Source organism: Actinosynnema sp. NPDC004786 (genome assembly GCF_053601135.1).
In genome coordinates this window covers 1-12,563 of record NZ_JBSGBG010000089.1, presented here as the reverse complement: position 1 = coordinate 12,563, position 12,563 = coordinate 1, and the positions used below count along the sequence as shown (strand labels likewise).

Genomic DNA, 12,563 nt, shown 5'->3' with positions numbered 1-12,563 from the left:
ATCGGGTAACTGTTGACGTTCCCGTTCTGCCAGATGTCCAACAAGTCCTCGGTCGTCCGCCACAGATCGGCGACCTCACCCCAGTTGTACTTGTCCCCCGTGATCGGGTGGAAGCTGTTCGGGTTGATGCTGTAGACGATCGGCCGACCCGTGGCCCGCAACGCGTCCCGCATCAGCGTGAACCGGGCGACCTGCTCGTCCCGCGTGCCCGCGCCCGAGCACCAGTCGTACTTCAGGTAGTCCACGCCCCAGGACGCGAACGTCCGGGCGTCCTGCGCCTCGTGCCCCTTGCTGCCGGTCGAGCCGGGGTGCGCGCCCGTGCCCTGGGCGCAGGTGCGCTCGTTGGGCACCTGGTAGATGCCGAACTTGAGGCCCCGGGCGTGGATGTAGTCGCCCAACGCCTTCATCCCGCTCGGGAACTTCGTGGGGTGGGAACGCAGGTTGCCCGCGCTGTCGCGCTGGGGGTCGAACCAGCAGTCGTCCACCACCACGTACTGGTACCCCGCGTCCCGCATCCCCGAGGACACCATCGCGTCCGCCGCCTGGCGGACCTGGGCCTCGGTGATGCCGCAGCCGAAGCTGTTCCACGAGTTCCACCCCATCGGGGGCGTCAGCGCGGGACTGCCCGGCGCGGCCTGGGCCGCGGGCCCGGCGGGCGCGACGGCCAGCAGGCCGAGCGCCGCGGCGAACGCGGCGGCGAGGTGCGCGAGTCGACTGCGGGTACGGGTGGGCATCGTCGCCCCTTTCCGCTCCGACCGGCCGCCGTCGGCGTCGGTCACGGGGTCAGCGCGGTGATTCCGCCGTGATCGGCGGACGGGCGCCGGAGGTCGGCCACGACCTCGGCGCCCTGCACAGGAAACCGCGCGCCCCACGCACCGTCAAAGCTAAATTGTGAGCGCTCACTTTAGCTACTCCCGGTCGGACGTGGTCCAACCAGGACTTATCAACTCCCGTGGTGGTCCGGAGCCAACGCGAAGTTGCTCCGTTCAGGCGCAGTCCCCGCCAAGTGGTCTCCGCGACCAAAATGTGAGCGTGAACAACGATCCGGTGCGCAACAGGGGCGGGGGCCGGCGACCGGCCCCCGCCCCCCGGCCGTCAGTTCCGCACGGTCCACTGCTGGTTCGTGCCGCCGTGGCACGACCAGAGCTGGATCAGGGTGCCGTTCGCGGTCCCGTTGCCGTTGGCGTCCAGGCACAGCCCGGACTGCACGCCGGTGATGGTGCCGTTGGCGTTGACGTTCCACTGCTGGTTCGCCTGGCCGTTGCAGTCCCAGATGATCGCCGCGGTGCCGTTGGCCGTGCCCTGGCCGCTCGCGTCCAGGCACTTGCCGTTCACCTGGAGCTGCTTGCCCGAGGTGTGCGTCCAGCGCTGGTTGGCGTTGCCGTTGCAGTCCCACAGCCGGGCCTGGGCGCCGTTGGCGCCGCCGGCCGCGACCTCGAGGCAGCGCCCCGACTGCGTGCCCACCAGCATGGCGTTCTGCGGGCCGGCGCCGCCGCTGCTGCCGCCCGGCCCGGCGTTGGCCATCACCGCCTGCGCCCCGGCGGGCCAGTTGCCGTTGGTCACCGTGACGTTGCCCGACACCACGTTGCCGCGGTCGCCGTTGGTGATGTTCGAGCTGCCGTTGGTCGACCAGTTGTTGGTGAGCGTCCAGTTGCCCATGTTCTCGCCACCCCAGTAGTTCGCGGTGGCCCAGGTGCCGGTGGCGGAGAAGACGTTCCCGGTGGCGGAGTAGTACTTCGAGCCCTCGTCGAAGTAGAGCCCGAAGTAGCCGTTGGTCCGCAGGCAGTAGTTGCCGCTGATCTGCGCGCCGGGGTTCCACGACAGGGTGTAGATGCAGCCGCCGTCGTTCATCTGCTGCATGACGTCGTGGATGTAGTTGTTGATCAACCGGTTGTTCTGCGCCGTGGTGGGCGTGCTGTAGCGGGGCTGGTAGTTGTAGAGGCCGCGGTTGGCGTAGTTGTTGTTGCCGCCCGCGTCGTTGCTGCCCCAGCCGTACCCGATCGACATGCCGGAGTACGGCATGTTGTAGACCTCGTTGTGCGCCACGGTCGCGGTGTTGACGTAGGTGTTCAGCACCGAGACGTTGCCCCGGTACTCGACGCCGATGTCGTGGATGCGGTTGTAGCTGACGGTGATGTTGCGGTTGACCATCCGCTGGTCGCTCGGGTGGTGGGCGTCGGCGCGCACGCCGCCGACCACGATGCCGCCGGCCGAGCTGCGCGCGATCTCCGACCGGGTGACGGTGATGTCGCTCGCGCCCAGGCCGACGCCGCTGGCGTGCGCGTTGGCGTCGTTGCCGATGCCGATCGCGGTCTGCCCGAGGTTGACGAACTGCGACTCGCTGAACGTGATGTTGTTGGCCGCGGAGACCTGCACGGCGGCGGGCACCTGGTTCCAGTGCGGCCGGGCCGCCTCGAACTGCGTGCACCCGTTCTGGCAGGAGGTGATCCGGTCGGCGGGCCAGTTCCAGTTGCCGGTCAGGTACGCGCCGGTCTGCTGGTCGGCGAAGCCCTGGTTGCTGCTCGGCCCGAGCCAGCTCGTGCCGCTGAACGTGATGCCGCTGAACGAGATGTGGTGCGCCGGGGCGTCGTAGGTGCCGCCGACGTTCACCAGCGACTGGAGCACCGGCAGCTCCACGTTGACCGTGCTCATGTTCTGCCCGGCCAACGGGATGTAGTACAGCGCGCCCGCGGCGGGGTTGAGGTACCACTCCCCCGGCGAGTCGAGGAACTCGTAGGCGTTGGCCAGGTAGAAGGGTCCGGCCCGGTGCGGGCTGCTGAGCGTGTCGTAGCCGAACGTGTTGTTGTTCCACGCCGGCTGCTGCATGGTGAGGAAGTTCCCGCTGATGCTCTGCACCGGCGAGTAGCGGTCGGTGAACGAGTTGACGCTCTCCACCTCGACCCGGCTCTGGTTGGCCAGGTTGTTCAGGTAGCCCAGCGCGGAGTTGGAGAACCGCATGCCCGTGGCGGTGAAGGTGAAGTCGGCCCGGTTCACCTGGGTGCGGGCCCGCGTCGCGATCGCGCCGTTGACGTAGAGCTGCCGGCTGTCGGTCACGCCGCTGACGCTCGCCCGCCAGATGTTCCTGCCGGAGTCGGCCACCGACCAGCCGGTGACCGCGCGGGAGCCGCTGATCACGGGCTTCGCGTTCGGGGCCGCCTGCCAGAGCACGCGGTAGCCGTTGTTGCCGGAGTCCGCCGCGGTGAACCGCAGCGGCTGGGTGAGCCGGTACACGCCGTCGGCGAGCTGCACCACGATGTCACCGGACATCGTGGCGTTCTGCGACCGCACCGCGGCCTGCGCGGCGGGCAGCGAGCACGGCTGGGCGGCGGTGCAGCTCGTGCCGGTGCCGGACGGGGACGCGTACAGCGTGGTGGTGGCCGCGGCGGCGGACGGGGCGAAGGCCACCGCCGCCACCGCGGCGGTCACCACCGCGGCGACCGACACCGGCCTTCGCACCGCTGAGGACGAGGACGCGAACAAGGAGACCTCCTGACATCGGGGTGTGGGTTGGACGCGCCCAGCGAGGTGTCGGATGTGGACTCGCGGCGGGGACCGATCCGGAGCACGCCTCGTGGTGAGCGGGTGTCTAACGGGGAGCCGGCGGCGCGGCGTCGGCCGCGCTCCCGCCGAGGTGCCAGATCTCGCGCATCGGCGCCCAGGGGGAGCCGGAGCCGGGTTCGGCCACCGATTCCTGGCACGGGTCGGTCAGGGCGAGCCAGCGCCGCGACTCGGGGTCGGCCGCGATCCGGGCCTGGTCGGCGTCGTGGTCCTCGCCGACGTACTCGTAGTAGCCGAAGAGCAGGTCGCCGTGCAGGAAGATGGTGAAGTTGCGGATGTTGGCGTCCAGCAGCATGCGCTCGACCGACGGCCAGACCGCCGCGTGCAGCCGCAGGTACTCCTCGCGCCGTTCGGGGCGCAGGCGGGTGACCATCCCATAGCGTTGCGAGCGGTCCACGTCGACCTCCTTGCGGTTGCCCGCTGCCGCCGGACCACCGCGCCGCCGGCTCTCGGGCCGGGGCGGTGGGAGGCGGTCACAGGGAGTGCTGCGCCGGTGCGCGAATCGGGCGCGAGACCCAGCGGGAGTGATTTCATCATACGACTGACGTGTGGGCAAGGGCAATCGGCGCCGCTGCGGCGACCACGCCGATGACCCGCACGTCCGATGGCCCGCCACCGCCGCACGCCGCTCCGTGCCGGGGAAGCGTTCAGCGGCTCGGGGGCGGTCGTCGGCGGTGCCGCTGGGCCTCGGTGGTTGTCGGACCCCGCGAGCGGTTTCCCCGGCCACCGCCGTGACATCGTTGTCCGGCGGTGTCCGATCAGGACGGCAGCGGGTCCAGCCGGTCCGGCGCGGCGACGGTGTCGCGGACCACCGCGAGCAGGCGGTGCCCGGCGCGTTCCGGCCGCACGTGGGGGCCTTCGGACGACGGCGCGACGAGCCGGCGCTGGGCGGCGGCGATCGCCTCCTCGTCGACGCGCACGCCGAGCCCCGGGCTGTCGCCCAGGACGAACCCGCCGTCCTCGACGTGCAGGTCGAGCGAGAGCCCGGACGGCGGCTGGAGGTCCTGCAGCTCGGTCACCAGGTGGTTCGGCACCGAGGTCGCGGCGTGCAGCAGCCCGACCGGGGTGTTGCCGATGGGGCTCACGGGCAGGTCGTGGGCGTGCGCGAGGGCCGAGACGCGCAGGAAGTGCGTGATGCCCCACCCCGCGCCCGCCTGCACGACGTCCACCGCGCCCGCGGCGATCAGCGGCCGGTACTGCTCCAGGCCGGTGAGGTTCTCCCCGGTGGCGACCGACGCCCGCACGCCGCGGCCGACGGCCGCGTGCCCCTCCACGTCCCACCGCCGGACGGGTTCCTCGACCCAGATCAGGTCGAGCACCCGTTCCAGCTCGCCGACGTGGCGGACCGCCTGCTTGCGGCTCAGGGACTCGTTGACGTCGAGCATCAGCCCCGGCCGCACCCCGCGCCCGGCGGCGGTGAGCACGTCGCGCACCAGGATGAGCCGGTCCCGGTCCCGGTCGACGTCGAGACCCCCCTTGAGCTTCGCGACGCGCAGCCCGCGGTCGGCGTAGGTCTCGTACAACGCCACCAGCTCGTCGTCGCCCAGCCCGATGTCGAGGCCCGAGGCGTAGGCGGGCACGCGGCGGTCGCGCCCGCCGAGCAGCCGCCACAGCGGCTCCCCCGCGGCCTGCGCCTTGATGTCCCACAGCGCGGTGTCCAGCGCGCCGATGGTGCCGAACACCGCGCCCGCGTGACCCGCCTTGAAGACGCGGCGCAGCATCCGGTCGTAGAGCGCCGTGACGCCGCGCGGGTCCTCGCCCTCGACGGCGGCGAACACCGTGTCGATCTCGACGTGCGACCCGAGACCGACGCCCGTGATGCCCACGTCGGTCTCCACCAGGACGACCGGGATCCGGATCAGGCCGTCGGCGAAGACGCCGTTCGCGTCGCCGACCGGCCGACCCCAGTCCTGGACGGTGGTGAGGGTCCGGTAACCAGTGATGCGCATATCAACCCTTCGTGGCCCCCGCGGTGACGCCGTCGGCGATCTGGCGTTGCAGGAACAGGTAGACGACCAGGACGGGTACCGCCGCGATCAGCACGCCGGAGGCGAAGACCGGGATGTCGTCGGAGTACTGGCCCCGCAACGAGGTCACCCCGACCATGAGCGTGCGATTCTCCGCCGACGGCATCATGAGCAGGGAGATGAGCACGTCGTTCCAGCAGAACAGCGCGTTGAGCACGCCGACCGACAGCAGCGCCGGCGCGCCCATCGGGAGCATGACGCGCCAGTAGACGCCGAGCGTGGTGTTCCCGTCGATCCGCGCCGCGTCCACGACCTCGGCGGGCACCGTCGAGTAGTACGTCGTCATCAGGAACACGGTGAACGGCAGGAACTGCGCCACGTACGCGAGCACCAGGCCGGGGTAGGTGTCCACGAGCCCGGCGTCGGTCATGACGCGGGTGAGCGGGATCATGATCACCTGGAACGGCACGAACAGCGCGGCGAGGCAGCCCAGGAACAGCAGCGAGGAGCCGCGGAACCGCAACCGGCCGAGCGCGAACCCGGCCATGGACCCGAACAGCAGCAACAGGGCGACCGAGCACGTCACCACGACCACGGAGTTCAGGAAGTACCGGGACATGCCGACGCTGGTCCACGCCGCGGCGATGTTCTCCCACCGCACCGCGCCCGCCGGGGCGAACCGGTCGAGCACGTACTCGCGGCGGGACTTCATGGCCACGTTGGCGGTGAACACCAGGGGGTAGATCGTCGCCAGTGCGAGCGCGGCCATCGGGACCGCGACCACCCACCTGCCCACCCTCGGTCCGGCCATCAGCCCTCCCTGCCCGCGCGCCGCAGCACGGCGACCTGGGCCAGCCCGACCACGAGCATGACCAGGAACAGCACCGTCGACGCCGCGGAGGCGAGCGCGGGCTGGTTGAACTTCCCCTGCTGGACCCAGATGTAGTACTCGGGCAGGTAGGTCGACGCCTCCGGGCCGCCGCTGGTCATCACGTACAGCAGGCCGAACATCGAGGTCAGCATGCCGATCATGGTGGTGACGAAGACGAACTGGATGGTGCGGGTCAGGCCGGGGACGATCACGTGCCACAGGCTCTGCGGCAGCGACGCGCCGTCCACCCGCGCGGCGTCGAGCAGGGACGGGTCCAGGCTCGCGAACCCGGCCAGGAAGACGACCAGCGCCATGCCGAACGTCGCCCAGACGTGCACGCCGACCACCGCGAAGATCGCCACGTCGGGGTCGCCGAGCCAGTCCACCGGCCCGAGGCCCACCAGGCCCAGCACGGCGTTGAGCGGGCCGTCGAAGGCCAGCAGGAGGTTGAAGATCGCGCCCACGATCACCGGGGAGAGCACGGCCGGGAAGAAGTAGACGCCCCGGTAGAGCCGGTGCCCCGGCACCTTGAGGTAGAGGAACGTGGCGAGCAGCCCGGGGATCGCCACGGCGACCGGCAGCAGCAGCACGAGCAGGCCGACGTTGCGCAGGGCGGTGACGAACAGCGGGTCGGCGAACAGCGTCACGTAGTTGTCGAAGCCGACCGGCGTGCCGTTGCGGTCGCCGTCACCGGTGAACGAGAAGTTGACCCCGAGCACCAGCGGCCACAGCCGCAGCCCGACGATGATGAGCACGGCCGGCGCCACCAGGAGGAACGGCGCCAGGCGCTCGGTCCGCGACCCGCGGCGACGACGCGGCGGCGGCCCGCTCGGGCGCCGGCCCGCGGCCGCGTCCACCGTGTCCGCCCCGGTCCGCCCGACCACCGCCGGGCGGACCGGGGAGGAGGAACCCCCGGACCGCACGAATCAGCTCGCCCGGTCGGAGTCGGCCAACTGCGCGACGACCTCGTCGACGGTGGTCGAGCCGCTGAGCAACTGCTGCGAGAGGCGTCCCATCAGGTCGATCGTCTTGCTGGACAGGGCCACGTGCAGCGCGGGCTTGCCGGTCTTGATCCCGGCGACGATGGTCGAGGCGGCGGGGCCGCCGGCGGACACGTCGATGGTCGTGTCGGACGCGATCGCGCCCGCCTCCGCGTAGAACGCCTCGAGGGCCTCGCTGGAGGTCAGCGAGCGGACCAGGTCGGCGGCGAGCTTCGGGTCGCGGGTCCACTTGGCGACCGCGTAGCCGATGCCGCCGTCGTACGGCAGGCTCGGCGTGGCGGCGGGGTTGACCACCGGCGCGTCCATCACGCCGACGTCGGCCGGGTCGAGGAACTCGCCGAAGTCCTTCCAGTGCCCGATGTCCGACATCAGGCCGATGATGTGCGCGGCCTTGCCCGACTGGAACACCGCGAACGCGTCGTTGAACATCGCGGTGGAGTTGACCCCGTCGTTGTTCAGGCCGTCGTCGTTGACCTGCTTCCACAGCTCGAAGACCCGCTTCACGTTCGGCGAGGTCCAGTCCCGCTTCCCGGCGACCCAGTCGTCGCACTCCTGCGGTGTGAGCGTGGCGGGGCCGATGGCGGAGAGGAAGAACTGGATGCCGATGCCCTCCTTGTTGCCCACGCCGAAGCACTTGGCCCCGGTCTTGCCGGCGATCGCGCCGCAGTCCCGGACGAAGGCGTCCCACGTCTTCGCGGGCGCGTCGGGGTTCAGACCGGCCTGCTCGTAGAGCGCCTTGTTGTAGTAGAGGGGGTGGCCCTGCAGGGTCACCGGCGCGGCGTAGGTCTTGCCGTCCTCGGTGAACGCGTCCCAGCCGGCCAGCCGCTGCTTGTCCTGGGAGACGTAGTCGTCCAGCGGGACCAGCGCGTCGACCCGGTCGCGGATCTGGCCGCCGCCGTTGAACAGCATGACGTCCGGCCCCTTGCCGGCCTGGATCGCCGCGCCGAGCAGCGTGTAGTACTGGTCGAACGGCTGGGCCACGAACTCGACCTCGGTGTCGGGGTGGCTCTTCGCGAAGTCGGCCTTCGCCCGGTCGAGGTAGGCCGCCACGTTGGCGTCGCCGGACTTCCAGTCCCAGACGACGAGCTTGTCGCCCGAACTGCCGGAGGGTCCGGGTCCCGCGGCGCTCCCGCAGCCGGCCGCCAGGGCCAACCCGAGGACCACCGCAGCCGACCACAGTGCGCGCTGCTCCATCGCTGCTCACTATCTCCAGACGGTGGCCGGGCGAGCCTCCGCTCCGGCGCGATTGCGTTCATGAAGCTAACTCGTATGACGTCTTACGTCAACGGTTCTCCGTGGGCCCGGGAATGGGCTTCCGGCAGGGTTCGGCACCAGGGAACACCGCAGGCGCGGTCGCGGCGGCACCGATGCTAGCGGATGAGTCGGACTCATCCAGGGCATCGTTGGCAGATTCCGGACACCGCCGGCGGAGTATCGGCAGGTGACGCGCGCTCGGCACGCAGAGGCGTACTTCGTCCCTTGACGGAGCGCTACGACACGGGTTGTCATGAGTGACCCCGGACTACGGTCGCGACGACGCTACTGGTCCGATGAGTCGGACTCATCGGCTCCTGGTCGGCGCGCGCCTCGGCCGGCTCGGAGAACGGGAGGTCCACGTGGGCGCACGGCGGGTCACGTTGGCCGATGTGGCCAAGGTGGTCGGCGTCTCCCCGACCACGGTGTCCCTGGTGCTGTCGGGGCGCGGGCGCGACCTGCGCATCTCGGAGGCGATGCAGCGACGCGTCCAGGAAGCGGCCACCGAGATGGAGTACCGCCGCAGCCGGGCGTCGGTGGCGCAGCGGGCGGCCAGGGCGCGCACGATCGCGTTCGTGTCCGACGCGGTGGCCAGTTCCCGGCTCGCCGGCGGCATGATCTCCGGCGCGCTGGGCGCGGCGCGCCGGCGCGGCATGACGTTGTTCTTCGGCGAGACCGGGGGCGACGGCGGCTTCGAGCGGACGTTGATCGAGACCATGCGGGACTACCAGGTGGACGGCATCATCCTGGCCGCCGTGCACACCAGGAGGGTCCGCGTCCCGGTCGAGCTGACCGCCGGCCGGGCGGTGCTGCTCAACGTGCTGCCGCAGGACCCCTCGCCGCTGCCCTGCGTCCTGCCGGACGAGGTGCAGGGCGGCCGCGCCGCCGCGCGCGTGCTCCTCGACGCGGGCCACCGGGAGGGCATCCACCTCATCGGCGCGGGTCCGACCGGGGAGGGGCTGCCGCCGGACCGGCCGGCGGCGTCGGGCCGGGTCACCGGGATCCGGCAGGCGCTGGCCGAGGCGGGGGTCTCGGTGGAGGGCGGGCGTCCGTGCCGGCGGTGGCTGCCGGAGCACGGCTTCGAGGCGACCCGCGCCCTGCTGCGAACCCGGCGGCCGCGCGCGTTGATCTGCCTGGACGACCGGCTGGCGCTGGGCGCGTACCAGGCGTTGCAGGACGCGGGGCTCACCGTGCCGCACGACGTGTCCGTGGTGTCGTTCGACGATCACCCCATCGCGTCCTGGCTGCGCCCGCGCCTCACCACCGTCGCGTCGCAGCACCAGGACCTCGGCGCGAAGGCCGTCGACGTCCTCCTCGGCGAGGCCGACCAGGCGGACGCGGGGCGGCTGGGCCGGGGCCGGACCCACCACGTCCCGATGCCGGTCCGCAACCGCGAGTCCGTGGCCCCTCCCCGGTGAGGGGGCACGCGCGCCGTTCACCGGGTGATCGCGGCTCACCCGGTGAACGGCGCGGCGGCGTCGGGCAGAAGGCCCGCCGCCCACGCTCGGCGCATTGAGCGGAGCCGGCGGGTCACCCCCGCCAACGCCACGACAGCGTCACGCGGAAGGCCCTGCCGACGCTCCGCACATCGCGCGAACCCGCCCGCTAACACCGCGACAGCGTCACGCGGAAGGCCCTGCCGACCCTCCGCACATCGCGCGAACCCGCCCGGTCACCCCGCTAACACCGCGACAGCGGCACGCGAAAGGCCCTGCCGACCCTCCGCACATCGCGCGAACCCGCCCGGTCACCGCCCCGCGAACGGCGCGGCAGCACCGCGCAGGAACGCCAGCCCGTCCGCGGCCAGCGCGTCGGGCGATTCCGCCAGGGGCCGCCAGATCGACGCCGCGGTGGCGATCGTCGCGTTGTCCGGGGTGAACGACTCGATGCACAGCGGTCCGCGGTAGCCGGTGTCGGCCAGCGCGCCGAGCAGGGCGGGCCAGTCCTGGTGGTCCCGTCCGGGCGTGCCGCGGTCGTTCGCGCACACCTGGACGTGCGCGATCCGCCCACCGGCGGCCCGGATGGCGTCGGCGGGCGAGGATTCCTCGATGTTCAGGTGGTACGTGTCCAGCGTCAGGCCGCAGCCCTCGTCCGGCAGCCCGGCCAACGCCTCCAACGCCTGGCCGACCGTGTTGAGCAGGCTGGTCTCGTAGCGGTTCAACGGCTCGACCGCGACCCGCACCGCCTTCGACGCCGCGTGCTCGACCACCGGGGCGAGGTTCTCGCGCAGCTCGGCGTACGCCCCCGCCCGGTCCCCGATCCGCCAGGTGCGCCCCACCGCGCTGTACGCCGGACCGGCCACCACACCGCTGCCGACGATCGCCGCGACGTCCACGACGTGGCGCAGGTAGTCCTGCGTCTCGGCGACGGTCCCGGACTCGACCAGGTCCCGGCCGGGCGGCATGACGAGGCACACCGTCGCCCGCAAACCCAGCTCCGCCAGCAGGTCGGCCGCGCGGTGCGGATCCCAGTCGCCGGGGTGCTCGACCGGCAGCTCGATGACGTCGAAGCCCCACGCCCGCACGCGCGGCGCGAGCCGTGCCAGCACGTCGTCGGTGAGCGGCGACGCCCACACCCAGGTGCTCACACCGATGTCCCACATGTCGTCAGTCCTCACAGCCGGTCCGCTCAGCGGCCGATCCCTTGGAGTTGGAGCAGCAGGTCGCGCACGGCCGTGGCCGGGAGGTGGCCGTCCCGCTCCACCACTTCGGGCACGCAGGGGTCGGAGCACAGCAGCACGGGGCCGTCCTGGGGGCGGTCGGGCAGGCGGCCGTGGGTGCCGCGCACGCAGGACGGGTCCAACGGCACCGTCCGCATGGTGTAACGCAGCCCGAGCTTCTTGCGGACCAGGTTCAACCCCGCCTTGGCCCTGGCCAGCCGGTCGGCGGGATCGAAGAACAACTCGGCCGGGTCGTAACCCGGCTTGCGGTGGATGTCCACACCCCGCGCGAAATCCGGCGCACGACCGTCGTCCAACCAGTAGTAGTACGTGAACCACGCGTCCGGCTCCGCCACCACCACCAACTCACCCGAACGCTCGTGGTCCAACCCCACCAACCCCTGGGCCTCACGATCGAACACCTCGTCCACGCCCGCGAGCTCGGCCAACACGGCCCGGGTCCTGGCCACGTCGGCCGGGTCACGCACGTACACGTGGGCGAGCTGGTGATCGGCCACCGCGAACGCCCGCGACGCCCACGGATCCAGGTACTCCATCCCCGCCTGCGCGTACACCTCCAACAAACCCGCACGCCGCAACGCGCGATTGACGTCGACCGGCCGACGCGCCTCGGTGATCCCGTACTCCGACAACGCCACCACCGTCGCGTCCAACTCCAACAACGGCTTCAACACCCGATCCACCTCCGCCGCGGCCCTCGCGGCCCGCGGCGAATCCGGCCCGAAACGCTGCAGGTCGTAATCCAGATGCGGCACGTAGACCAACATCAGGTCGGGTCGCTGCTCGGCGAACACCTTCAACGCCGCGCCCACGATCCACTCACTGGACCGCAACGACGCCGTCGGCCCCCAATACTGGAACAACGGGAACTCCCCCAACTCCCCGACCAACGCGTCGTGCAACTCCGGCGGCCGCACATAGGCGTCCGGAGACTTCCGCCCGTCCGCGTGATACACCGGACGCGGCGTCACCGTCACGTCCGTGGACGCCCCCATCGCATACCACCAGCACACATTCGCCGCCCGATAACCCGGACGGAACCGCCGCGCCGACTCCCACACCTTCTCACCCCCCACCAACCGATTGTGCTGCCGCCACAAATGCACCTCACCCACATCACGGAAGAACCACCCGTTGCCCACCACCCCGTGACCCGACGGCGCCAACCCCGTCAACCACGTCGACTGCACCGAACACGTCACCGCCGGCAACACCGTCCCCAACCCCGCCCG

At 71.4% G+C, this 12,563-nt stretch carries 11 protein-coding genes; 2 read left to right on the top strand and 9 right to left on the bottom strand.

Features of this window, described 5'->3' with window-relative positions; translation table 11 throughout:
• Positions 1-734, bottom strand: a 734-nt coding sequence (locus tag ACWEFJ_RS38650) for a glycoside hydrolase family 27 protein (RefSeq protein WP_449716842.1), incomplete at its 3' end; no start/stop codon positions are given.
• Between the two features lie 361 nt (positions 735-1,095).
• On the bottom strand, positions 1,096-3,267 hold the full coding sequence (locus tag ACWEFJ_RS38645; protein WP_449716841.1) for an RICIN domain-containing protein: 2,172 nt from the start codon (positions 3,265-3,267) through the stop codon (positions 1,096-1,098).
• Here ACWEFJ_RS38645 and ACWEFJ_RS38640 point away from each other — a divergent pair.
• Positions 3,254-3,493: a hypothetical protein gene (locus ACWEFJ_RS38640; protein WP_378097933.1), complete on the top strand. Its 240-nt coding sequence runs from the start codon at positions 3,254-3,256 to the stop codon at positions 3,491-3,493. The two genes, ACWEFJ_RS38645 and ACWEFJ_RS38640, sit on opposite strands and share 14 nt — an antisense overlap.
• A gap of 93 nt (positions 3,494-3,586) precedes the next feature.
• On the opposite strand, the gene ACWEFJ_RS38635 is transcribed toward ACWEFJ_RS38640, so the two are convergent.
• From ACWEFJ_RS38635 to ACWEFJ_RS38615, 5 genes are all read right to left on the bottom strand, one after another.
• Positions 3,587-3,955, bottom strand: a complete 369-nt coding sequence (locus ACWEFJ_RS38635; RefSeq protein WP_378097936.1) for an L-rhamnose mutarotase — start codon at positions 3,953-3,955, stop codon at positions 3,587-3,589.
• Positions 3,956-4,316: 361 nt separating this feature from the next.
• Positions 4,317-5,507, bottom strand: a complete 1,191-nt coding sequence (locus ACWEFJ_RS38630) for a mandelate racemase/muconate lactonizing enzyme family protein (protein ID WP_378097938.1) — start codon at positions 5,505-5,507, stop codon at positions 4,317-4,319.
• Position 5,508: 1 nt separating this feature from the next.
• Positions 5,509-6,336, bottom strand: coding sequence for a carbohydrate ABC transporter permease (locus ACWEFJ_RS38625; protein WP_378097941.1), 828 nt, complete (start codon positions 6,334-6,336; stop codon positions 5,509-5,511).
• Positions 6,336-7,319 carry a carbohydrate ABC transporter permease gene (locus tag ACWEFJ_RS38620; protein ID WP_449716840.1) on the bottom strand — a complete coding sequence of 328 codons (984 nt, stop codon included), beginning with the start codon at positions 7,317-7,319 and terminating at the stop codon, positions 6,336-6,338. Before ACWEFJ_RS38620 ends, ACWEFJ_RS38625 begins: the two co-directional genes overlap by 1 nt.
• Positions 7,320-7,322: 3 nt before the next feature.
• The gene (locus ACWEFJ_RS38615; RefSeq protein ID WP_449716839.1) at positions 7,323-8,591 is read right to left on the bottom strand and encodes an ABC transporter substrate-binding protein; all 1,269 of its coding nucleotides are present in this window, start codon (positions 8,589-8,591) and stop codon (positions 7,323-7,325) included.
• Between the two features lie 422 nt (positions 8,592-9,013).
• Between ACWEFJ_RS38615 and ACWEFJ_RS38610 the strand changes: the two genes are divergently transcribed.
• On the top strand, positions 9,014-10,069 hold the full coding sequence (locus ACWEFJ_RS38610; RefSeq protein ID WP_449716838.1) for a LacI family DNA-binding transcriptional regulator: 1,056 nt from the start codon (positions 9,014-9,016) through the stop codon (positions 10,067-10,069).
• A gap of 329 nt (positions 10,070-10,398) precedes the next feature.
• On the opposite strand, the gene ACWEFJ_RS38605 is transcribed toward ACWEFJ_RS38610, so the two are convergent.
• Together ACWEFJ_RS38605 and ACWEFJ_RS38600 are read right to left on the bottom strand one after the other, a co-directional pair.
• Positions 10,399-11,253: a sugar phosphate isomerase/epimerase family protein gene (locus ACWEFJ_RS38605; protein ID WP_378097998.1), complete on the bottom strand. Its 855-nt coding sequence runs from the start codon at positions 11,251-11,253 to the stop codon at positions 10,399-10,401.
• Between the two features lie 26 nt (positions 11,254-11,279).
• The coding region (locus tag ACWEFJ_RS38600) for an alkaline phosphatase family protein (protein WP_449716837.1) at positions 11,280-12,563 on the bottom strand (1,284 nt) is incomplete at its 5' end.

Excerpts from the sequence above, each read along its gene's own strand:
- ACWEFJ_RS38645 (WP_449716841.1), bottom strand. The coding sequence starts at position 3,267 with ATGTCCGGTGACATCGTGGTGCAGCTCGCCGACGGCGTGTACCGGCTC.
- ACWEFJ_RS38625 (WP_378097941.1), bottom strand. The coding sequence starts at position 6,336 with ATGGCCGGACCGAGGGTGGGCAGGTGGGTGGTCGCGGTCCCGATGGCC.
- ACWEFJ_RS38630 (WP_378097938.1), bottom strand. The coding sequence starts at position 5,507 with ATGCGCATCACTGGTTACCGGACCCTCACCACCGTCCAGGACTGGGGT.
- ACWEFJ_RS38605 (WP_378097998.1), bottom strand. The coding sequence starts at position 11,253 with ATGTGGGACATCGGTGTGAGCACCTGGGTGTGGGCGTCGCCGCTCACC.
- ACWEFJ_RS38615 (WP_449716839.1), bottom strand. The coding sequence starts at position 8,591 with ATGGAGCAGCGCGCACTGTGGTCGGCTGCGGTGGTCCTCGGGTTGGCC.
- ACWEFJ_RS38640 (WP_378097933.1), top strand. The coding sequence starts at position 3,254 with ATGTCACCGGACATCGTGGCGTTCTGCGACCGCACCGCGGCCTGCGCG.